This is a genomic window from Aeromonas sp. R1-2, assembly GCF_040908505.1.
Classification (GTDB): domain Bacteria; phylum Pseudomonadota; class Gammaproteobacteria; order Enterobacterales; family Aeromonadaceae; genus Aeromonas; species Aeromonas veronii.
This window is the reverse complement of record NZ_JBFODU010000050.1, coordinates 70473-93473: the sequence shown is the minus strand read 5'-3', so window position 1 is coordinate 93473 and position 23001 is coordinate 70473. Positions and strand designations below refer to the sequence as shown.

19 protein-coding genes are annotated in these 23001 nt (G+C 58.1%); 15 read left to right on the top strand and 4 right to left on the bottom strand.

Annotation, left to right across the window (positions count from 1 at the left end; all coding sequences use genetic code 11):
* Positions 1 to 57: 57 nt before the first annotated feature.
* The 5 genes from AB5Y76_RS17350 to AB5Y76_RS17330 all read left to right on the top strand — a co-directional run bounded on the left by AB5Y76_RS17350 (position 58) and on the right by AB5Y76_RS17330 (position 3162).
* Positions 58 to 966, top strand: coding sequence for a Mu-like prophage major head subunit gpT family protein (locus tag AB5Y76_RS17350; RefSeq protein ID WP_368177783.1), 909 nt, complete (start codon positions 58 to 60; stop codon positions 964 to 966).
* Positions 967 to 1069: 103 nt separating this feature from the next.
* Entirely contained in the window at positions 1070 to 1543 is a 474-nt protein-coding gene (locus AB5Y76_RS17345) for a Rho termination factor N-terminal domain-containing protein (protein ID WP_368177782.1), read from the top strand.
* A gap of 1 nt (position 1544) precedes the next feature.
* Positions 1545 to 1970, top strand: a complete 426-nt coding sequence (locus AB5Y76_RS17340; RefSeq protein ID WP_368177781.1) for a gp436 family protein — start codon at positions 1545 to 1547, stop codon at positions 1968 to 1970.
* On the top strand, positions 1967 to 2413 hold the full coding sequence (locus AB5Y76_RS17335; protein ID WP_368177780.1) for a hypothetical protein: 447 nt from the start codon (positions 1967 to 1969) through the stop codon (positions 2411 to 2413). The genes AB5Y76_RS17340 and AB5Y76_RS17335 overlap by 4 nt, the downstream gene beginning before the upstream one ends.
* Entirely contained in the window at positions 2413 to 3162 is a 750-nt protein-coding gene (locus AB5Y76_RS17330) for a hypothetical protein (protein WP_368177801.1), read from the top strand. The genes AB5Y76_RS17335 and AB5Y76_RS17330 overlap by 1 nt, the downstream gene beginning before the upstream one ends.
* 89 nt (positions 3163 to 3251) lie before the next feature.
* On the opposite strand, the gene AB5Y76_RS17325 is transcribed toward AB5Y76_RS17330, so the two are convergent.
* The 4 genes from AB5Y76_RS17325 to AB5Y76_RS17310 form a co-directional block, all read right to left on the bottom strand.
* Positions 3252 to 3926 carry a hypothetical protein gene (locus tag AB5Y76_RS17325; RefSeq protein WP_368177779.1) on the bottom strand — a complete coding sequence of 225 codons (675 nt, stop codon included), beginning with the start codon at positions 3924 to 3926 and terminating at the stop codon, positions 3252 to 3254.
* A 177-nt stretch (positions 3927 to 4103) separates the two neighbouring features.
* Entirely contained in the window at positions 4104 to 4388 is a 285-nt protein-coding gene (locus tag AB5Y76_RS17320; protein ID WP_368177778.1) for a hypothetical protein, read from the bottom strand.
* Between the two features lie 217 nt (positions 4389 to 4605).
* Entirely contained in the window at positions 4606 to 5277 is a 672-nt protein-coding gene (locus AB5Y76_RS17315; protein WP_139747531.1) for a hypothetical protein, read from the bottom strand.
* Between the two features lie 130 nt (positions 5278 to 5407).
* Entirely contained in the window at positions 5408 to 6106 is a 699-nt protein-coding gene (locus tag AB5Y76_RS17310) for a hypothetical protein (RefSeq protein WP_368177777.1), read from the bottom strand.
* A 94-nt stretch (positions 6107 to 6200) separates the two neighbouring features.
* On the opposite strand from AB5Y76_RS17310, the gene AB5Y76_RS17305 reads away from it, so the two are divergent.
* The 10 genes from AB5Y76_RS17305 to mngB all read left to right on the top strand — a co-directional run bounded on the left by AB5Y76_RS17305 (position 6201) and on the right by mngB (position 22934).
* The gene (locus AB5Y76_RS17305) at positions 6201 to 9044 is read left to right on the top strand and encodes a tape measure protein (protein ID WP_368177776.1); all 2844 of its coding nucleotides are present in this window, start codon (positions 6201 to 6203) and stop codon (positions 9042 to 9044) included.
* Positions 9041 to 9409: a hypothetical protein gene (locus tag AB5Y76_RS17300; RefSeq protein ID WP_016350137.1), complete on the top strand. Its 369-nt coding sequence runs from the start codon at positions 9041 to 9043 to the stop codon at positions 9407 to 9409. Before AB5Y76_RS17305 ends, AB5Y76_RS17300 begins: the two co-directional genes overlap by 4 nt.
* Entirely contained in the window at positions 9406 to 12999 is a 3594-nt protein-coding gene (locus AB5Y76_RS17295; RefSeq protein WP_368177775.1) for a curculin (mannose-binding) lectin protein, read from the top strand. The genes AB5Y76_RS17300 and AB5Y76_RS17295 overlap by 4 nt, the downstream gene beginning before the upstream one ends.
* 87 nt (positions 13000 to 13086) lie before the next feature.
* On the top strand, positions 13087 to 14286 hold the full coding sequence (locus AB5Y76_RS17290; protein WP_368177774.1) for a hypothetical protein: 1200 nt from the start codon (positions 13087 to 13089) through the stop codon (positions 14284 to 14286).
* A 3-nt stretch (positions 14287 to 14289) separates the two neighbouring features.
* Positions 14290 to 15870: a hypothetical protein gene (locus AB5Y76_RS17285; protein ID WP_368177773.1), complete on the top strand. Its 1581-nt coding sequence runs from the start codon at positions 14290 to 14292 to the stop codon at positions 15868 to 15870.
* A 2-nt stretch (positions 15871 to 15872) separates the two neighbouring features.
* A complete protein-coding gene (locus AB5Y76_RS17280; protein ID WP_368177772.1) occupies positions 15873 to 16277 on the top strand; it encodes a hypothetical protein in 405 nt (134 codons plus the stop codon).
* Between the two features lie 12 nt (positions 16278 to 16289).
* Entirely contained in the window at positions 16290 to 18239 is a 1950-nt protein-coding gene (locus tag AB5Y76_RS17275; RefSeq protein WP_368177771.1) for a hypothetical protein, read from the top strand.
* Positions 18236 to 18460: a hypothetical protein gene (locus tag AB5Y76_RS17270; RefSeq protein ID WP_111900168.1), complete on the top strand. Its 225-nt coding sequence runs from the start codon at positions 18236 to 18238 to the stop codon at positions 18458 to 18460. The genes AB5Y76_RS17275 and AB5Y76_RS17270 overlap by 4 nt, the downstream gene beginning before the upstream one ends.
* Positions 18461 to 18591: 131 nt before the next feature.
* Entirely contained in the window at positions 18592 to 20193 is a 1602-nt protein-coding gene (gene mngA / locus AB5Y76_RS17265) for a PTS 2-O-a-mannosyl-D-glycerate transporter subunit IIABC (RefSeq protein ID WP_368177770.1), read from the top strand.
* A gap of 86 nt (positions 20194 to 20279) precedes the next feature.
* Positions 20280 to 22934, top strand: coding sequence for a mannosylglycerate hydrolase (gene mngB, locus AB5Y76_RS17260; RefSeq protein WP_263717094.1), 2655 nt, complete (start codon positions 20280 to 20282; stop codon positions 22932 to 22934).
* Positions 22935 to 23001 lie beyond the last annotated feature (67 nt).

The following is a 23001-nucleotide window of genomic DNA, read 5'->3' as shown; positions in this document are numbered from 1 at the left end:
TAATCGGACGAACGCGACCGCCAGACCAACCTGTTTAACCAGAGAAGGAACACCCGTATGGCCATTGTTACTCCCGCGCTGTTGCAGGCCCTCTTCACCGGCTTCAAGAAGAACTTTGAAGACGCCAAGGGTGAAGCACCTGCCCAGTACACCAAGATCGCCACCGTGATCAAATCGACCACCAAGTCCAACACCTATGGCTGGCTGGGCAAGTTCCCCAGTCTGCGCAAGTGGGTCGGTGATCGGGTGATCGAGTCGATGAAGGCGCACGGTTACCAGATCGTAAACGAAGACTTCGAGGCCACCGTGGCGGTCGATCGCAACGATATCGAAGATGACGAGCTGGGTATCTACGCGCCGATGTTTGCCGAGATGGGCCGTTCGGCGGGCATTCACCCCGATGAGCTCTGTTTCGGTCTGCTCGGTGCTGGCTTCACCACGCCTTGCTATGACGGCCAGTATTTCTTCGACACCGATCACCCGGTCTATCCCAAGGCCGATGGCACCGGTACCCCTGTCTTGACTGCCAACGTGGTGGTGGATGCCGGTTATCAGGGGGAGCCCTGGTTCCTGCTCGATACCAGCCGCGCCCTCAAGCCGGTCATCTTCCAGGATCGCAAGTCACCGCAGCTGATTGCCATGACCAAGATCGATGACGAAGCGGTGTTTACCCGCAAGGAGTTCCGTTACGGGGTCGATTGCCGTGATGCCGCAGGCTTTGGCTTCTGGCAGCTGGCCTTTGCCAACAAGCGGGCGCTGACCCCCGACAACCTGTGGGATTCCTTCTCCAAAATGCGGGAGTTTCAGGCTGATGGCGGCCGCAAGCTCGGGGTGAAGGCCACCATGTTGGTGGTACACCCCTCCCTTGAGAAGCTGGCTACCCAGATGCTGGAGCGAGAGCTGTCGAACAGCAGCAGCAACGAGCTGAAAGGCAAGTTGGAGCTGGTGGTGGCTGACTACCTCTAACCCTGCGTTATGCCTGTTTAAAGCGGGGTTAAACAGCTGCCAGGCACTGTTTAACCCCCGGTTTAAACAGCCTCTCTATCAGATACGACGAGGAAAACATGAGATGGAACAAGAGATGGAACTGGCTATTCGAGTGGGGATTTATTGCCAAACAGGGTCAACAGTTCGTCAGGTCTATTTTCGCGCGGGCCTGCCGATTGTACCGGGCAAGTCTGAGATGGTTGTGTCGCCTGAGCAGTGCGCGACCCTGGAGAACGACCCGCGTCTGGTGGTCGTCCGGTTGGCTGAAGACACCAGCCTTCAGGCAGGTGATGCACCATCGGCGCCTGGGGATCTGGACGCAACACTGGGCGTCCTGACCGGTTCGGGCTATCTGGCAGGGGTTGCCACCTTGGCTGGCAAGGTCACGCCGCTGGCCGAGATGAAGGTCGATGAGCTGCGCGATCTGGCGGTGCAGATGGGTATCCCGGATGCGGCCAAGCTCAAGAAGGCAGAGCTGGTGACAGCGATCGCCGCGACCGACGTGCAATACCCGGTCAAGGATGAGCCGTCATCTGGCCAGAACGGAGAGCAGTGATATGTACGCCAGCGTCAATGACATGGTGATCCGCTTTGGCGAGGCTGAGTTGCTGCGCTTGAGTATGACGCCGACCGGTGAGCTGGACGAGGTGGCCTTGCGCCTCGCCCTGCAGGATGCAGGTGCCTTGATCGATGGCTATCTGGCGGGTCGCTATCCCTTGCCGCTGGCCCATATCCCGAGTGCCCTGGTACCTATCTGCGCCGATATCGCCCGTCACCGTCTCTATGGTGAACAGGCACCGGAGCAGATAGCCAAGCGCAACGAGGCGGCTCTGGCCTTTTTGAAATTGGTTGGCAAGGGGGAGCTGGCGCTGGGGTTGGCATCTGATGGGGCCACCCTGGAGAGCCAGAACCTGGCTCAACTGCAGTCGGATGGGCGCATCTTTGGCCGAAGTCAGGGGCGCGACAAGGGGGGCTTTCTATGAGCCAGCCCGCCAACCAGTCTGGTACCGAACTCGACTACCTGCAGGCGGGCGAGCGGCTGCGTGAGCTGCTGGCCCCCCTGATCGCCAAGGGGCTCAAGGATGTGTTTGTGGCCACCGATGTGGCGGCCATCGCCAATCTGGGCCAGCACAGCCCGGCGGTGCATGTGGTCTATCAGGGCGAACGTGAGAGCGAAGGCTCCCAGTCAGGCCGGGCCAGCAGCTTTGATCAACTCTGGTTGCTGGTGCTTGTGCATCGTGCCAGCCCCAAGGAGGTCAGTGCCGGAGTGTGGCTTGCCCGCATCCTGCAGGCCGTCAGTGGGCGAGCATGTGGTGACAGTACCTTTCGCCGGGTCACCCCACCGGTCAAACCCAGTTACAGCGGCGGTGCGGCTTATTTGCCGCTTGCCTTTACTACCCGAGTGAAATTCAAAGGAGAGCGATGATGAGCGAAACACTGCACCTGGAAGGGGATCTCTTTATCGAGACCTTTACCAACGGGGTCTCGGGCGGGGTGATTGGCCCCATTGATGTGGATAGCCTGGAAGTGAAACCCGACAGCCAGAAGATCTCCATTCCCAGCAAGCGCAAGGGGCAATACGGTCAGGCGCGGGAGAACTACCACATTCCCAAGCCCGCCATGGTCACCATCAAGACCACCGAGATCCCGCCCGTGCTGCTGGCTGCCGCCTTTATGGGTCTGGAGAGCCCCATAAATCAGGGGGCCGGGACGCTTACCGATCTGCCGGTGACCCTGCCCGCCTGGCCGAAGTGGGCCCAGCTGGGCAAAAGCAATATTGCCGCAACCGGTCTGGCCATCAAGGAAGGGGCCACGGCGCTGGTGGTGGGTACCGATATCGAGGTCAACTATGCGCTCGGGCTGGTACGGGCGATCAAGGGGAGCTCGGTGGCAGATGGCGGCAGCCTGACGGTCAGCGGTACCTATAACGCGGTGACCGGTACCCGCATCGCGGGCAACATCCAGCCGGAGATCAAGGCGCGGCTGCTGCTCGATGGCCGCAGTATCGTCAGCGGCGAGGCCATCAAACTGACGGTGCCCCGTGCCAGCTTGTCCCCCAAGAAGGCGGTGGACTTTATGAGCGACAAGCCCATCGAGATCGAGCTGGAAGGGGAGTTGCTGGCCGTGGATGGCGAGACCGCCCCCTTCTATGTGGATCGGCCGGTGACGGTGTGATGATTGGGGTGGGGAAGGGGAATGAAAAACGGCGGGGAGGCCCGCCGTTTTTCATATCGTTCATAGTCATTGGTCAGAAGCTTGATGTTTTATTGATCTCTATCTAGTCCAAAGATATATATCGTTCTCTCGAGAATATCACAGTTGGTATCGTACATGTTTTTAAATGCTCGACCATATCTAAAGTTGTAAAATTCACGAGTTGTTTCATCTTTAGTGATAAGTTCTACCTTTTCTATCAAATAAGACAAGTTCTCGGCTTCTTGGCATAAAACAGCAATCTCAATTTTAAGATTTGATTTTATAGCATCAATTTCATTCTGGGTGACTTTGCCACTTCGATTGCCGCCAAAATACATCAAGCAAAAATATACACTCCATATCTTCCTGTTCTTTTCACAAGGAATAATATTATGGATTATGTCGTCGACATCTTTGTCTAGTATGGCATCTATTCTTAGTGTAGTAGAGTTCAGTAAGGGCTGTAGTTCCCCTAGCTTCTTCTGTGAATTAGCAATATCCAGTTGTTTTTGCTGTAAATTGTAAGTGTACAGGACTCCAATGACAGTGAAAAATGATAGGGCAGAGCCGACTGTTCCTCCAATGAAGCTGCCGAAATTTCCCCATGTTTGGTTATTCTGAAAGCTATACTTTGATAAAAGGCCAAACTCCGAATAGTAAAAGTGAAGAGGAAAAAAAACTATCATTACAAGTAGAAGTAAAAGAGTTAGCCAAATGAGAGCTCTGAATGCAATTTTTACCATGTCGGACCTTTTATTCGTGATTCAGCATAAACCTATCCATTTTGCCATTTATTTATAATAAGGTATATCTTTACCTGACAGGAATACCTCATGCTCAGCTCCAAAAGTCTAAGCTTACCTTGGATCTCGCGATTGGGAACAGTTGGCTGATGTGATCAGATAAGAAGGGGCTTAGGCTTAGCGTAATGCCAGTCGCTTAATCATGACCAGTGGTTGAGATGAGGCAGAAAGGGGCAAGATGGATTGCTCTAACCACTGCCAGTCCAGCGGCGGAGTGCCTTCCTTAAATTTCTGATATGGCACGCCATCCTTGATGGTCAGAAACAGGGTGCAAGGCGTATCGGCACGACACACATAGCGCACCATCACATCGCCATGGAGTGAGCGCAGTAGATGTTTCAGGATTGGCAGCCCTTGTATGGTGTGGTGCCCCCCTTCATGCCAGATGCCAAATTGATGCATTCCGCCCATACCTTTCAACACAAGTAAATCTAAGTTTTGACCGTCTAGGCCAACTTGCCACTGTCAGAAATGACAGTTAACTTGTAAAAGTGGGAAGGTTGTTAGCCGTAGATTAGAGACAAAGAGAACGGAAAGCGGCGGGAGGAGCCCGCCGTCATGCTATTTTATATTGTCTCGAGATTTCTATGATATCTATCAATTAATAGTATCTATAGCCTTAACCTGAAATAGAGTGAGTTTGATTACTTGCTTTTGATAGGGTATCTATTTGTTCCTTAGACAACATTGTCTTAAGAGGGTTCGCAATCTCAATGGACTCCATTGAATAGCCAAAGGCAAGCAGCACGTGCTTTGTTGAATCAAAAGAATTTAGTGATGAACTACCAGTATAACGTTCCTTCTCAATTTTCATTCTATGCAAGTGGTAATATACATAGCACGATTTAGATATTATATTCCTGATAGAACGAGTGTTGTAATAACATTCATCTTGAATGTCTCTACGCAAAGACTCTGACTGTTCAACCAACATTAGGACAGAACCATCAATTATTTTGATAGTGTTTCTTTGCGCTGGATTAAGCATTTTTAATGCTTCGCAGTAAAAAGTATGAATGAATTGAGTGTCATATTTTTCAACCAGAGGCACTACTATCGGATTGCTTAAGTTAATCAAACCATTCTCATTTTTGTTTTTTTCCAAATGATACAAAAAATCAAAATGACTTATTATTATATTTTCGAGATATGAACAGCAATCCTCAATCTCTATGTATAGGCGTTCATTGTGTTGTTTGGTGTTTAATAAATAATCCCACTTTTTTATTACTGGGTTCAAAAGAACCCCAGCAATGAAGGTAGTGAATGCGATGAGGGCTGAATAATCCATATAGATAGACTCCAGATTTATTATAGAGTTTTAAAAGTGCCAGTTGATATAAAGTCATAAATGTAATATATCATTTTTTTAGTTGCTGTCTATGCATCTGGTAACATATTGGGGGCGTATTTTTCAATATTTATAAAAATTCATTTTGCCGTTTTTTTAGTGACAATAAATCATCAGCGAACTTCGTGGTTGAAATGATACAGTCAATTAGTAGTCGATGTTCTTTGACATAGAATTTTAGTACTTTCGATGACCCTCCGCATGAGAGATATTCCTCATAAATCTCATCTGTATTTATTAGTATCTTCGTGATCTCTTTTATTTCTCTGTATGGAAAAACATCATCCATGCAGCTAAGTCGATGGGTTATATTATTTGCTCTGATAGGACTAAGGCTTTCATTTGTTTTTGACTTTAAGTTCATAAACATTAAAAGGTATTCTTGGATTGTCATCTTCCGTGTGTCTTCCAAAGGAAAAGAACAGTACACTAATTGTTGTAACATAAGTTCTATAGTTTGATGCTGATTGCTAATTAAGCGCTGCAGCTCATCTAAAATGCCTTGGTTTTTAGCTATGGTCAGTTGTTCTCGCTGTACTTTATAAGTGGCCCAAACGCCGTAGAAAGCGCAAGCAGAGAGTAGTGGGCCGAGAGTGCCTCCAATAAAACTGCCAAAGTTAGCCCATGCTTGATCATTACGAGCGAGGCTATAGCCTGACTGGGGACCGAAAATATAAAAGTAGAAAATGAAAGGAGTCAGCAGCCCTGCAGCTGTGAGTCCACCAAGATAGCATTTCGTTTTAAGCGACATATTATCTATCAGCTTCATTATTCCCTCATTAATTCTCAGTAATTAGCCATAAACCCTCCTATTCTGCCATTTCTTCACAATAGGGCATATCTGAATCTGATCGGAATGCCCCATGTCCACCTCTACCACCCTGAAACTAGCCTTGGAGCTGGCTGCCAAGGTCACCGGCCGGGAAGACCTGGCCGCCTTGGTGGGTGAGGTGCAGGAGCTGGGCCCGATCTCGGATGAGACGGCCGCCGAAACGGCGCAACTGGCGCAAACCCTCGAAGCGTTAAGTCGCCAGCAGGCGTTGATCCAGCAGTTCAATGACTCAAAGGCCGCCCTGACCCAGCTCGAACTGGCGACCGTGCTCAGCCGTGACAAGCTGGAGCAGTTGCGCCGCTCCAGCCAAGCAGGCGCCGGTGATGCCAAGGCGCTGGCCGAACAAGAGCGGTTGCTGACTTCCGAGGTCAAGCAGCTGGAGCGCCAGCTGGTCGCTCAGTCAGCCAGTCATACCCGCCTGCATGCAGGGCTCAAGCAGTCCGGGCTCGATACCAAGAACCTTGCCCAGGAACAGCAGCGCCTGCAGCGTGAGCTGACCAAGAGTGTCGCCCAGACCGAACGGCTGGGGCGCGAGTTTAGCCACGGCAGTCAGCAGGCCGGTAGCTTGCAGGGGGCCATCGGCAGTCTGACCGGGCGCCTGGTGGCGCTGGCGGGTACCTGGTTCGGTATCCAGACCCTGACTACCCAATTGCTCGCCATGTTCCAGACCGGCGATCAGGCAGAGCGCCTCGATGTGCAGCTCAAGGCTGTGATGGGGTCGATTGCAGGTGGCAAAGAGGCGTCAGCCTGGATCCAGGACTTTGCCAAAAACACCCCCCTGCAGCTTAGTGAAGTCACCCAGGTATTCGTGCGCCTCAAGGCGTTCGGCATCGACCCCATGGCGGGGGCCATGCAGGGCATTGTCGATCAGGCGTTCAAGTTGGGCGGCGGTTTTGAAGAGGTGCAGGGCATCTCCCTGGCCCTTGGCCAAGCCTGGGCCAAGCAGAAGCTGCAGGGTGAGGAGATCCTGCAGCTGATTGAGCGAGGCGTGCCGGTCTGGCAGATGCTGGAGCAGGTGACGGGCAAGAATACTGCCGAGCTGCAGAAGCTCTCTGAGGCGGGCAAGCTGGGCCGCGAGACCATCTCTGCCCTGATGAACGAGATTGCAGCCCAATCGCGCGGTGCGGCTGCCGACAACATGAGCCTGCTCTCCGGGCTTATCTCCAATGCCCAGGACAACCTCGCCAAGTTTTACCGGATGGTGGCCGAGAACGGGGCGCTGGCCTGGCTCAAAAACCAGCTGGCCAACCTTAATGCCGAATTTGAGGCGATGGCCAGGGATGGCCGCCTGCAGGAGTGGGCCAAGCGCCTCTCCGATGGCTTTATCACCATGGGGGAAACCCTCAAGTCACTGATCCAGACCCTCTATGAGTGGCGCACCGCGCTGACCGTGCTGGCTCAGGCTTGGGTCGGCCTGAAAATCGCGGGTTGGATTGGTGATCTGCGCAGCCTCTACGCCCAGTTTATTGCCATACCCGCGGCGACCGCGACAGCAGCAGGCGGCATGACGACAGCGGGCACGGCAGCAGCAGGAGCTGCCATTGGGGTCAGGGCACTGGGCGCTGCCGTTAAGGGGCTGCTGGCCGCCATGGCGGTCGAGTCCATCATCCAGATCACCCAGTTTGCCTCTGCCCTGCGCCAGCTGGTGCAGGCTGAGCTGGCACTCCGGGAGGCGCAGGGGCTGCGCTCCGAGACTCAGGCCCGCCTCAATGGTCAGTTTGCCGCCCTGTCAACGGAGCTGGGGTTTGCCATCACCAGCATGGCGGATCTCGATCGCCTAGTCGCCGAGGGCAAGGTGCATTACGACGAGGCCACTGGAAGCTGGCGACAAGGCGCCGCAGCCGTTAAAGCGCTGGGTGATGAGGCCAAGAGTTCCCGTGATTATCTGGCCGAGATCAATGCGGTGGCCAAGCAAACCGCCGCCGATGGCCCGGCCCAGTTGGCCAAGGCGTTTGAGGCGTTGGGGCTGGACTTCGAACGGGCCAATGGCCGTATCGGTGCGGGCTTTCAGAAGACCATCGGCGCCCTGGATGTATTGGTGGCGCACACGGGGGCCAGTAGCGCCGCCATCGAGGAGGCGCTGGCCAGTGCCTACAACAGCGCCAAGACCACCGCCGAGATCGATGCGTTGATCGCGCGTCAGAAGCAACTTGCCGCCCAGGGCAAGATCACCGGGGATGCGCTGGCGCGGTCGATGGCCATCGCAGCCGATGCCATGGCCAAGGTGAAAGGGGGGAGTGGCGATACCAAGCAGGCCGTCGCGGCCATTGGTGATGGTTTTGATGAGGCCGCCGCACGGGCCAAAGGCGCCACCGATGCGATGCGGGCGGGGCTTAAAGGGGTACAGGATGAAGCCAAGCAGACCAATGCCAGCCTTGCCAGTAGCGGCGGGGGCGGAGGTCGAGGCGATATCACCCGTACCGTGAACGCCGGTTCTTTCTACTACAAGAGCGTGGATATCAATAGCCTGCGCGGTAATGCCGAGGGGCTGGCCAATACCCTGGCCGGGGTGGAGGAGGAACTGGCCCGCTACAGCCAGAAGGTCAAGGATATTCCGGCCTACAGCGAGTGGAGCAAGTATTACGGCGAGAAGTTCCAAAAAGAGATGGAGGCGATGCAGGCTCGCCTCAAAGAGGAGCTCAACAAAGCGTTGGCCAAAGAGAGTGCCAAAACCAATCAGGCCGCCGCCCAGCCACCGGCCCCGGCTGTCGCGCCATCTACCCCCAGCACCAACACCCCAGGGACACGCAGGCTGTTGTCCGAGCGGATCACCATCGAGCTCAAAGGGGCAGGGGGTTCGGCCGAACTGCAGGCGGATGAGGCCAATGCGAATGCCCTGATTTCCCTTCTTAAACAGCAAGGACTGCGGCAATGAACGTGACCTTAAACAGCGTGCTGCTACCAGATGATCTGGTCTGGCGCGACGAGTTCGAGTGGGCGCCGGTCGAGCAGGTGGTGACCCCGACCCTGAGCGGCGCCCTGTTGGTGGAGGAGACCGCCAAGCCCGAGGGACGACCGCTGACCCTGAGCGGGCATTGCTCCCGCGCCAAGGTGCTGGAGATCAAGGTGCTGGAGGCTCAGGTGGCCCGGCTGATGACGTTGACCCTGCTCGATGGCCTGGCTCGCACCGTGGTGTGGCGCCGCCCTGGTGTGGTGGCCATGCCACTGATCGAGATGGCCGACCCGGAAGGGGGCGACCCCTATGCCTTGACCCTGAATCTCACAGAGGTAACCCCATGACCATTCTATCTGGCGATATCGTGTTGTTGGCCAGCCAGCGCCTGGTTGATACCGATGACGGCGGTGGTCGCATCACTGGCCGCGAGATCATCAGCGGCAACCATAACAGTCTGTTCCCTGATGTCAGCGACATGGATCGGGCCTATGGCACCGTGAATATGCGCAAGGCGTTTCTGGCGGTGCAGACGGACGACACCGACACCTACTATGGCGCCAATGCCATGGTGCTGCTGCCGCCCAGTGACCCCAGCGTCAACCTGACGCTGATGACCACCAAAGACCACAACGACACCAGAGGCAACGCCCGCAACACCCTGGAACGCTATCAGGCCAGAGGCCCGAAGTGGCAAGGGGTGCTCTACGATACCCAGCTGGAAGGGCAGCGGGCGATCCGCATCCTGCAACGGGTAGAGGTACGGTTGCCGGAGGTTGGGGAGGTGCTGGTACTGGTCGGCAACGAAGGGAAGGGGAACGAGGTTGAGCAGTATGTACGGGTTGACCGGGTAACCGCCGAGCTGCGCAAGTTCGGGGTGGCTGGCTATCAGGGCGAGTTCACCCGCAACGTGGTCACCTGCGTGATCACTGACCCGCTGCGCCACACCTTTGAAGGGGAGCAGCCCAGCCCTTATGACCAGGCAACCACCAAGACCACCCTGCGGGAAACCGTGGTGGCCGATGCCGCCAACTACTTTTCGACCACCAAGCTGGTCGCGGATGCGGCGCTGGGGGCAATGCGGGTGCAGGCCAAGACCATTTTCACCCAGCTGGTACCCAGTGCCCGCAGTGAAACCCCGGTGGTGGATCTGACCGCTGCCGGTGAGCTGGGCGCCCTGCTGGAATCCGGGGTGGGCAGTCCCCACACCTTCACCACCACCTCACCGGTCAGCCCTAGTCAAGGGCTGTTCCTAGGGATTGGTGCCATGCCGGGCAGCGTATCGGTCACCATCGGTGCGGCGGTGATCACCGACAAGGGCGGCGAGCTGTTCCTGGTCGGTACCGTGGTGGGGGCTATCGACTACGGGCGCGGCCTGCTGACCTTCAACAGCCAGTGCCCGAACTATGGCGCGGCCAGCAAAACCGTGAGTTTTCGCCCGGCAGTGATGCCATCGCGCATTGCTGACACGGCCCAGATCCAGATCGCCGCCAACAACCGGGGCTATGCCTACACCGCGACCCTGCTGCCCACCCCTTGCCCTGGTTCGCTGACCGTCAGCTATCTGGCCCAGGGCAAATGGTACGACCTGAAAGATAACGGGCGCGGGGAGTTGTTTGGCCAGGACAAATCCTATGGCTCTGGCCTGCTCAACTTCACCACCGGCTCTGTGGTGTTGACCCTGGGGGCGCTGCCGGATGTGAACAGCGCGATCATGTTCAGCTGGGGTACCAAGGTCTCTTACCTCAACCGCGCCAGCATGGTGCTGGATCCGGTGCAGCTGGCCCATAAGTTGGCCCATGAGGGGATCACCCCCAACAGCCTGACCCTGACCTGGCAAGCCGGTGGTGCGACCAAAACCGCCATCGACAACGGGGCGGGTCAGCTGACCGGGGATGCCACCGGCACCATCAATTATGTGACCGGCGATCTGGCCCTGCGGGTAGCGACCCTGCCCGATGGCGGTCAGGAGTACCAGGTTGTTTACCAGTACGGCGACCCGGACACCCAACGCTTTGACTACCCGGCCCGCAACCCGGACGGGACGATCACCATGCAGCTGGCCAAGCAAAACCTGACCCCCCGAATGGTCTCGCTGCGCTGGAATGCCCTTTATGAGGAAGTGAAGGACGACACCGAACTGGTGATCGCTACCCGTGACCCGATCATCAGTGTGCGCGACAACGGCGCGGGCAAGCTACTGGATGCGGCAGGGGTTGAACGGGGCAGCGTCAACTACACCACCGGCCAGATCACCATCAAGCCGGATGGCCAGGGCGGCATTCCGAAAACCCGCTATGAGTGGCGCACCATCGGTACCTATGGCGATGGTCACGGCAACACCATTGCCCGCCAGCGCTGGACACTGGTGGAAATCTACTATGTGCAGGCCGCCTACCTGTTCCCGGTGGACGACAGTGGTTGGGTCGAGGTGGAGTACCGCAGCAATAATGCAAGCCAAGCGGGCCAGGACACCGTGAAGGCTACCCCGCTGGTGCTGGATATCACCCCGCGCAACGGCGAGGCGATCCTGGCCAACTCAGTGCGCTTTGCGCTGGGCGGGTCTGTCTATGTGGACAGGCAAGGGATCCTCTATCGCAACATCGACCCCGCCACCGGGGCCGGTGAGCAGGCCGGGACACTGGATTATGCCACCGGCAAGGCGACCGTCACGGTCTGGAACCCTGGCGCGGTGCCCGTGCCAGCCCTGAGTTCGTTGGTCACCAGCCTGGTGGCCCAGACGGTGGACGAGGTGACATTCAGGACGCCGGGGGCACCCATTGCCCCATCCAGCCTCTACCTGAGTGGCAACACCGCAGACGGACGCCGGTTTGAGGTGACCGCCAACGGCGATGGCACCATCACCAGCCAGGATGTAACCGGCAAGGTGGACTATCAGACCGGGGTGGTATCGGTGCGCTTTGGCCGCCTGGTGACGGCTGCGGGCAACGAGGGTAAACCCTGGTACGACCCGGATATGGTGGTCGATGGCAAGATCTGGCGCCCCTTGTCGGTGGTGGCTGACACCATCCGGTTTAATGCGGTGGTCTATAGCTATCTGCCGCTCGATGCGGATCTCATCAAGCTGGATCCGGTGCGCCTGCCATCCGATGGCCGGGTGCCCTTCATTCGCAAGGGTTACATCGTGGTGGTGCATTCCACCAAGCGCAGCGCCTTTCCTATGGGTGTACAGGCGGGGCAGCAGCTCAACACCGGGCGCGAACGGCTGGCCTATTGCCGGGTGGAGGACAAGAACGGCAAGGAGCTGGCGCCGCAGCTTTACAGCGTCAACATGAACAGCGGGATGGTGACCTTGGCCAGCCCGCTGAACCTGACCGGCTATGTAGAGCCGCTGACCGTGGTTCACCGGATCGAGGATATGAGCTTGGCCACCGATGTGGAGATTTCTGGCCGGATCACCCTGGCTCGGCCCCTCAGCCACAACTATGAGGCGGCGGATACCCTGGTCTCCAGCGCCCTGATCATCGGTGACTTGTGGGCCCGTTATGGGGCGCTGTTCGACCAACGTACCTGGACAAATAACTGGTCTGATTTTCTGATTGGCGACCCCTGCACGGCGGAATACAACGATACGGACTTCCCGATCGTGGTGACCAACCGGGCGACGCTGCAAGAGCGATGGGCCATCATCTTCCAGACCTCCACCACGTTTATTTTGGTCGGCGAGCATGTGGGCCAAATTGCGGTGGGGGACGTGAATACCGACTTTTCACCCATCAACCCCAACAACGGCCAGCCCTATTTCAGGCTTGACCGCCGTGGCTGGGGCGCCGGGTGGGCTGCGGGCAACGTGCTGCGGTTCAACACCTACGCCGCCAATTACCCGATCTGGTTTATCCGCACCATCTTGCAGTCGGTGGCGGCGGTAGATACCGACCGTTTCGAGGCCCAGCTCAGGGGCAACGTCAACCGTTAACAAACCGGGTAGGGCACTCTTTTCTCAGAGAGCGCCCCACCACCTTTTGGCAATGGGGCACCGCGCCCCGCCATGGAGAGTACATATATGGCTGTTTATCCGGTGAAGTGGTTCGCCAGTGAAATGCAGGGGGCCCCAAACCTGGGCGACACAACTGCTGGTACTTTGGCTGCCTTGCTCAAGGCGGTGCTAGTTACTGGCTTTGGCACTCTGACCATCAATGCACTGGCCTTTGATGTTGCCAAGGGGTGGGCAGTGGCGACCTTTACCGGTGGTCATGCTTATCTGCAAGACTCAGTTGTCCTGGTCGAGGGGGTATCGCCTGCCGCCTACAACGGCGAGCATCGAGTGATGCAGGTCACCGCCACTCAGGTCTGGTTTGAGATTGACGGTGGTAACCCTGGTGCAGCAGGCAGCGGCGCAGCCATGACCATGAAGGTTGCCCCGTTGGGGTGGACGATGACCTTTGAAAGCGGCGACAGCAAAACCTTTATCGTGCGCCCTACCAATGTTAACGAGTCGGGTAATGTCTCCTTGCGTATCGACAACACGGCATTTAGTGGTTGGATCGGTGCCAGCTACGGTGCCTGTTTGGCCAAGGTAGCGATGGTTGAGGATGTAGTTGATATCAATACCTACACCACGATTTTTGAGCACCGTTGGCCCTGTACCGGGCGCTATTCAAATAAACGCTGGGATCTTGTGGGTGATAGCCAGTTGTTTTACTTCATGCCAGCTTATGCTGCTGGTAACTGGCAATTCATGTATAGCTTTGGCTATATCCGTTCTATTCGCCCCGGTGACCGTTATCACGCCGTTCTTAACCACTATCCGACCACGGCAGCAGATGATGCTGGCCGTAACTGGGCTGGCGGGTCAGGAGGTAATACTAGCTGGGGTAATCAGTATCCGTATTTTGATAACTCGAACTGTCGAGCTATCGCCCGCCCATATCATCAGCTGTTTGGTGCCATTAACTGGTGGTTTAAAGGGTTGTTCGGTCGGTTTGGTAACGGGTTGAACATCCCCAATGGCCCTGACAACGGCATTTATGTGACCCCGGATCCCACCATCGTGATGGAGGCCGGTAACCATCTGCGTGGTTATTTGCCGGGGTTGGTGTGCCCGTTCGCTACGGTTGCGGCTTGGGATCGAAAAAACTTCAAAGACCTGCCAGCCATACCAGGAAAGTTATTGCGGTTTATTCGGGTAGGGTTTGAGGAGAACAACTACACATGGGGGCAAGTCACCATGATGGGGTTCGACTTAACCGGCCCATGGAGGTAAGTCATGGCGACTTTCTTGCCGTCAAAAGGGTGGCTGATGGTTTCCAAAGCGGGAACAGTCACGTATGACGCCACCTGTGATGTAACGGCTACCACAGGCCCCGAGTGGGCAGACTGGTTTGGTGACACGGCGGATATTGGTCTGTTTCGGTATAACTTCAACCGAAGCTCTTCCGCAGATACAGGGACATGGAGTGGCTCTATCCAGTTCCGGCCACTGGGGTATCGCTTTAAGTTAGGGGCATACAATAACTGCTGGGTAAATGATCTATGCGATATGGATCTGGAGTTTCTGGATGCTGTGGGCAATGTGGTTGGGGCTATTCGTACCAGAACTGACGGTAACTATCGCAGCGGTTTATGGTACGGCAAGACGTTGGCAAGTCTGACCAAGGCTCCGCAGCGTGGGCCATATCCTGCAACCTATGGTGAGCTGACCTTTACCGACACCAGTCTGATTTATACCGATGATGGCCTGGATAATCGCAATGCGTCATTTACCTTGGTTTGCGCCATGGCATCTGTCACCACTCTGCGTTTTACCAATATGCGGGCCTTTGAAACCTATACCGGTGGGTCAGGCTGTTCAGCTGGAAGCTATCTGAGGATTGCCAGTGCGCCATCAGGGTTTAACGGTGACTTTGCCGCGCTGACGGCAGAGCAGTACGCCATTTTGCAGCCTGACTTGGTATTGCCAACCGGTGCCGCTATTGTCCACCAACCAGGGGTTGGCCTGGTCGCCTCTGGTATCGCGCCATCCTACACCTTGGCCAGGGGGATTTTGCCTGGTCAAACTGGGGTGCTGTTTGATGCGGCTGGTGCAGTGGTTGCAACGCTTGCCTATCTCAATGGCAAGGCAACGCTGACAGTTGGCGGGGTAACGACAGAGGGCCCCGCAGATGCACCATATCTTGGCCTTACGACCATCAACGGCCAGGTGTTTGGCTACTACCAGACCAAGATTTTCGTCCGTTCAATCAAAATGATTGCGCCGCCGAAAGCAAAAATATGGATAGAGCTGCAACCAGGGCAAACCCTGCGAAAGATAGGGCTTGAGTCCGTACCCCTACAGGTCGAGTTTACCTATGTGCTGTTCACTACCCCGATGACCGTCACCGTGGCCAACCAGGAGGCTCGCGCTCAGTTCGTGCCGCAAGATGTGGCGTGGAAAGGAACCCCACCATTTGTCGCTGGCCGATTGATTAACCAACCAATGAATCAGCAGTTGTTATGCAAGGGTCGGGACTATTTCTGGATCCGCGATGGGGTGCGCAACGTGGAGCAGGGGTTTATTGAAAGTACGGTGACCATCAGCGGGATGGGAGTGCGGCGCCGGGTTCTTTGCTTTACCCAGGATGGTGAGCTGGTTGGCGAGACCTACAGCCGCGCATCGGATGGGGTCTATCGGTTCGATCTGCTGTGGCTGAATCGCCGTTATATGGTGGTCGCCCAGGATGACCCGGCATATGGCCCCGCCGACTACAACGCTGTGGCTGCCGACTATCAGGCGCCAAAACCCTATCCGCCTGGTGGTGGGGGGGCACCTGCATCATTCCCCCAGCTTGCCCCGATCAAGAGGAAATAACCATGATCTCCTATGCCGAAGGGCTGCGCACCAGTCGCGCCCAGCTATTGGCCACGGCCATTGATACGGGCAGCGGGGCGAGTGCCAAGCTGACCATCTACACCGGCACCAAACCGGCACCGGGGGCGGCCACGACTGACCAGCTGGCTCTGGTGGTGCTGACGTTCAGCCACCCTTGCGCCAAGACGATCGCTGGTGGGGTGCTGACCCTGAAACCCCTGGCGGAGCAGATGGCCACTGGCAGCGGTGCCCCCACCTGGGGGCGCATTGTTGACCGGGATGGGGCCTTTGTGGCGGATCTCGATGTCGGAGTACCGGGCAGTGGCGCCGATCTGGAGCTGCCCGCAGCGGAGTTTTTTGTCGGTGCGCTGATCCGCATCAATACCGCCACAATCACTGAACCGTAACCGGGGAACCATATGGCCAGAAAGGATGCCAGCCTAGCGCTGCATAAGGCTCGCAGCATCAATGGTCAGCTGGAGCTGAACCAGTCCGACGTGGTGCGCCTGGTCGGCATCCTGAATAGTACCAACTTGCCGCCACGCCTGAGTGCGTCACCTGGTCTGGTACTCGCATCGGTATTGGCTGGCGCCCCGCATCGCTCCCGCGCGATGCTGGACGGCTCTGTGGTACTTGATGCGGTGATTGCCAGCCAAACCCATAGCCATGGGGAGCTGGTAGGCACGTTCGTCATTGAATGCACCATTGCCAGCACATCCCGCATCCCGGTGCCGATGCTCGCCGGGGAGTATGACCAGAACGTATTCCGAGGCCCTGCCAGTGCAATGGGGGATGCCTGGGAGCGGGCGGATAGCCATTACCAGGCCCTCAGTAGCGAATGGCAGAAGGCAGGCAACGAGCGAGCAACCAACCGATCCCTGTGGCAACAGGCCGCCGCGTATCAGCAGCAGGTGGCCGAGCAGGGCGAGCAGATGCCCCAGACGTTCATGGCCAATCGACAGCGCTTTGCCGAGGGGCTGCCGATCAGCCAGCAGAGCCGCCAGGGCTATGACAGCCTGGCCGCTGGCCATGTGGCGAATCAGTCTCTGTGGGTTGAGGCGGCGCCGGTCAGCAGCTGGCGCCTGGTCGGGTTCACCAACCCGCCGCGCTTTGACCAGGTTTGGCAGGCTGACCAGTGGCAAGAGGGCATCCCCATCGGTAAAGGGGTGGCCGCTCAAGCCTGGCACCACGGCAAGCCGCTGATAGAGGGCTGGCGTGATGGCTGGGACGAGGCCATGTGGCCACCCAAGGGCAAAATGCCGCCGCCAGAACCACCTAAACCATCGATTCGCCCCGATAAGCGGGTGTTGCGGCTGGCGTTCGGTCGCAAGCGCGACACGGCAGAGCTGGAGTTCGTCTGGCAGGGCTGTGATGCGGCAATTGTCATTCCAACCCGGAGGGTTTATCTGGTGAGCAATACAGCAAAGATCGTGCGGGTACGCGATGGGCTAGATATCCCAGCTACTGCGGTGAGTATCGAACTCGATACCGACTCCTGGGCGTGGCAGTTCAGCGCTCAAATCCCCCGTATCGCGGCGGCTGCGCTGACCGATGAGGAAGAGGTCAGCATCCATATCAATAGGCAGCAATGGGACTGCGTGTGTGATGGCTGGCAATCGAGCCAGAGCTTTGGCCGTGAGTCGGCAACGCTGACGGGACGCTCTCGCACCGCTTACTTGTCGCCGACTCATGTATTGGCGCAGGCGGTGAGTGAGCGTGCAGCCGCGACCATGGCCCAGCTGGCTGCGGCCGTATTGCCGGTGGGTTGGACGCTGGATTGGCAAGCGGCTGACTGGTTGGTGCCTGCCGGGTTCTTTAGCCTGGATAACCAGACCCCGATCGAGGTGGTCAGGTACCTGGCCGAGGCGGCCGGTGGCTTTGTGCTGCCACACCAGCGCAACCGTCATCTGGTCATCAAACCACGTTATCCAACGGTGCCGTGGCAGCTCGATACTGCAGAGGCCGATGTGGCGATCCCCCGCGCCATCATTACCACCCTGGGCAGTGACTTCCAGCCGGGTCATGCCGCCAACGGGATCTGGGTCAGCGGTGGCCACCAGGGCATCAGTGCGCGGGTGGTGCGCCAGGGTACGGCTGGCGAGCAACAAGCGCCGACCATCACCCACCCGTTGGTGTGTGATGTGACGGCCGCCCGTGCCCAGGGTGTGGTGGGGCTGGCCAAGACTATGCCCAAGCGTACCCAGACCATTGAACTGCCGTTGTCAGCTGATACCGGCTTGATCCTGCCGGGTGCGCTGCTCGCCGTGGACGGTTGGAAGGGTTACAACCGGGGCGTCAGGGTCTCTGCTGCGCTGCAGAACAGGGCCATGACGGTGCGCCAGCAACTGAGTGTGGAGCGATTTGTATGAACCTGTTTAAGCGATTCCTTGAGCTGGTACCGGGCGCTGATCCCTTGCAGGTTGGTACCGTGACAGCAGTAGGCACCACGACCACCACTCTCACCGCGTTGGCGGGTGGAACGGTCACAGTACGGGGCACCGGGGTAGCCATCGGCAAGAAGGCATTTTACAGGGGAGGGGAGCTGGCAGGAGAGGCGCCGGATTTACCGACCTATGAGATAGAGGTTTAATGCCGGTTTAACTTGCTTATCAAACTCAGTGATTCCGGTGCCACCAAGTTTGATAAACTACTGGGCCGATAGCTTTTCATTTTCCCCGTAACTCTTTTTCATTTTCGGCGGCGGGCTACAGCTCCACCCACATGCAACTGCTCACCACCCTCACCACTGCCCTGGTGGATGACGATACCCGCGAGGCGGTGCTGGCGGCTCAAAGTGCCGAGCAACTGATGGTACTGCTTGATGGTGAGGGGGATAGTGGCAAGCAACCAGAAAAAGAAGACAAATCAAATACAAATCAACCTACAGTGGTCTGTGTCACCGCCTGCCCGGCGGGGATCGCCCACACCTATATGGCTGCCGAGTATCTGGAAAAGGCGGGGCGCAAGCTGGGCATTCGGGTACTGGTCGAAAAGCAGGGTGCCAACGGCATCGAGGATCGCCTGCCGCAAGAGGCGCTCGATGCTGCGGTGGCTTGCATCTTCGCCGCCGAGGTGGCAATCAAAGAGCAGGAGCGTTTTGCTGGCATCCCCCGGATCGAGACGCCGGTGGCCGAGCCCATCCGCCATGCCGAGCGGATCCTGAATGACGCGCTGGAAACGGCCAAGGCCGGTCGCACCGCCCCGACGCCAAACCCCAGCCAGAGCGACGCGCCGACCGGCAAAAAGGTGAGCCTCAAGACCGAGCTCAAGCAGGCGCTGCTGAGCGGCATCTCCTTTGCCGTGCCACTGATCGTGGCAGGCGGTACCGTGCTCGCCGTCTCTGTGCTGCTGGCCCAGATCTTCGGCCTGCAACATCTGTTTGACACCGAGAACTCCTGGCTCTGGATGTACCGAAAACTCGGCGGTGGCATGCTGGGCACCCTGATGGTGCCGGTGCTGGCGGCCTATACCGCCTATTCGCTGGCCGACAAACCGGCGCTTGGCCCGGGCTTTGCGGCGGGACTGGCCGCCAACATGATTGGCTCCGGTTTCCTCGGCGGCGTGGTCGGCGGTCTTATCGCCGGTTACCTGATGCGCTGGGTCAAGCAGCATGTGCGCCTTAGCCCCAACTTCAACGGCTTTCTCACCTTTTACCTCTATCCGGTGATCGGCACCCTGGTGGCAGGCAGCCTGATGCTGTTTGTCATCGGCCAGCCGGTAGCCTGGCTCAACAACAGCCTCACCGAGTGGCTCAACGGCCTCTCCGGCACCAATGCGCTGGTACTGGGCGCCCTGCTCGGCTTTATGTGCTCGTTTGACTTGGGTGGCCCGGTCAACAAGGCGGCCTACGCCTTCTGCCTCGGCGCCATGGCCAACGGGGTCTACGGCCCTTACGCCATCTTCGGCGCGGTCAAGATGGTCTCGGCCTTTACCGTCACCTTCTCCACCCTGCTGGCGCCGCGCCTGTTCCAGACCTTCGAGATCGAGACCGGCAAGTCCACCTGGCTGCTGGGGCTGGCAGGGATCACCGAGGGCGCCATTCCGATGGCCATCGAAGATCCAATCCGGGTGATCGGCTCCTTCCTCGCAGGCTCGGTGGTCACCGGCGCCATGGTGGGAGCCATGGGGATTGGTCTCTCCACCCCGGGGGCCGGCATCTTCTCCCTGTTCCTGCTCCACGATGGCGGCCACGGCGCCCTGATGGCGGCCGCCGTCTGGCTCGGTGCGGCGCTGGTGGGCACCCTTATCTCCACTGTGGTGCTGATCGGCTGGCGCCGTCACGCCATGCAGCGCGGCACCTATCAGGTGGTCGCCGCAGAGTAAGGCTCATCTTCACAGCCGCTTTTTCAACAGACTATTTTTCCGCACGGCAGGCAAGGGCCGCCGTGCGTCAGCAAAGGATCATTGTCATGACAGTTTCACGAGTTCACATCACGCCGCACATGCACTGGGATCGGGAGTGGTACTTTACCACCGAGGAGTCCCGCATCCTGCTGGTCAACAACATGGCAGAGATCCTGGCGCGGCTTGAATCCGACCCAGACTACAAGTTCTATGTGCTCGACGGCCAGACTGCGGTGCTGGAGGATTACTTCGCCATCCAGCCCGAGAACAAGGCTCGGGTGAAGGCGCTGGTGGAATCGGGCAAGCTCATCATCGGCCCCTGGTACACCCAGACCGACACCATGCAGGTGAGCGGCGAGTCCATCCTGCGCAACCTGCTCTACGGGATGCGTGACTGCCTGAGCCTTGGCGAGCCGATGAAGATCGGTTACCTGCCAGACTCGTTCGGCATGTCCTCCCAACTGCCCCACATTTTCAACGGCTTCGGGATTGACCGTGCCATGTTCTGGCGCGGCTGCTCCGAGCGCCACGGTACCGACAAGACCGAGTTTCTCTGGCAGAGCAACGACGGCAGCGAGGTGACCGCCCAGGTACTGCCGCTCGGCTACGCCATCGGCAAGTACCTGCCGGAAGATGAGGCTGGCCTGCGCAAGCGGCTCGAATCCTATTTCGAGGTGCTGGAGAAGGCCTCGGTGACCAAGGATATCCTGCTGCCCAACGGCCACGATCAGATGCCGCTGCAGCAGAACATCTTCGCCATCATCGACAAGCTGCGCGAGATCTACCCCCAGCGTGAATTCCACATGAGCCGCTTCGAGCAGGTCTTCGAGCGCATCGAGGCGTGCCGCGACCAGCTGGCCACCCTCAAGGGGGAGTTCAACGACGGCAAATACATGCGGGTACACCGCACCATCTCCTCCACCCGGATGGACATCAAGCTGGCTCACGCCGCCATCGAGAACAAGATCGTCAACATCCTCGAACCGCTGGCAAGCATCGCCTGGGCACTCGGCTTCGAGTACCACCACGGGCTGCTTGAGAAGATGTGGAAGGAGATCATGAAGAACCACGCCCATGACAGCATCGGCTGCTGCTGCAGCGACAAGGTGCATCAGGAGGTGATGACCCGCTTCATTCTGGCCGACGACATGGCCGAGAACCTGATCCGCTTCTACATGCGCAAGATTGTCGACAACATGCCGGTGGCGCTGTGCGAAGACGGCATGCAGGTGGCTGACAAGCTCTGCCTGTTCAACCTGATGCCTTTCCCCCGTCAGGAGGTGATCAATACCAGCATCCGCATTCGCGCCCAATCCTTTGCCCTGCGCGATGAAGCGGGCCAGCCGGTCCCCTACTTCATCCGCGCCAGACGCGAGATTGACCCGGGACTGGTGGACAGGCAGATCGTGCACTACGGCAACTACGACCCCTTTATGGAGTACGACATCCAGCTCTGCCATCCCCTGCCGGCCATGGGCTACTGCGCCCTCCATATCGAAGGCAACCAGCCGGGACTGGAGCAATCGGTGACCACCCGCGGCGAGCTGCTGGAGAACGATTTTTACCGCATCGCCCTCAACGACAACGGCACCTTGCAGATCCTGGACAAGCTGCGCGGCACCACCTTTGATCAGGTACTCATGCTGGAAGAGGGCTCCGATGATGGCGACGAGTATGACTACTCGCCATCGCGGGACGAGTGGCTGCGTTACTCCACCGAGTTTGCGGTGACCCGTGAGATCACCCATGAAGCGTGGCAGAGCATCGCTACGCTCAAACTTCGCATGGCCGTGCCAGCCAACCTCGCCGAGCGGGCCAGCCGCCAGTGCAGCGGTCACCTCGATGTCACCTGCCGCATCACGCTTGCACATCAGAGTCCGCGCATCGACATCGAACTGGAGCTCGACAATCAGGCCGATGATCACAGAGTGCGGGTGCTGATCCCCACCCCCTTCCCGAGCGACACTGTGGTCTCTGACAACCAGTTTGGCTGCATCACCCGCCCTACCCGCGACAGCGCCATGGCGAACTGGGAAGCAGAAGGGTGGAAAGAGGCCCCCATTCCGGTCTGGCAGCTGATGAACTTCGTCGCCCTGCAAGATGGCAAGCAGGGTCTGGCGGTGCTGAGCGACGGTCTGCGTGAGTTTGAAGTGATCGGCGAGCAGTGCGACACCCTGGCGCTCACCCTGCTACGCGGGGTAGGCGTACTCGGCAAAGAGGAGCTGCTGCTGCGCCCGGGTCGCCCCTCCGGCATCAAGCTGCCGACCCCGGACTCCCAGGTGCGCGGCAAGCTCAGCTGCCGTTTCAGCCTGCTGGCGTTTGCCGGTGATCACATCAGCGCCAACGTGATGCAGGCGGCGCGCAGCTACCTCACCCCGGTGCGCTGCTACAACAAGATCCCGTTCGATGCCATGAAGCTCAACAAGGCGAGCTTCACCACCCCGCTCCACTTCAGCCTGCTCACCATGGATCCCTCCGGTCCGGTGCTGAGCGCCCTGAAAAAGGCCGAAGATGAAGAGGCGCTGGTGATCCGGGTCTACAACCCGAGCGAGCAAGCGGCACTGGAAGGGGGCAAGGTGAGCAGCGAACACACCCTGAGCGACTGGCAAGCGGTGCGGATGGATGAGCAACCCCTGCCCCTTGAACTGGCCGCTGGCGAGTTTGGCGAGCTGGCGCCCTGCCACTCCCGCAGCGTGCGCTTTCGGGTGGCTCGCGGCTAACCACCGGTAACACCCACAGGTAGCAACAGGCGGGGAAGAGTCATCCCCTCCCCGCCTGTTTATCCCT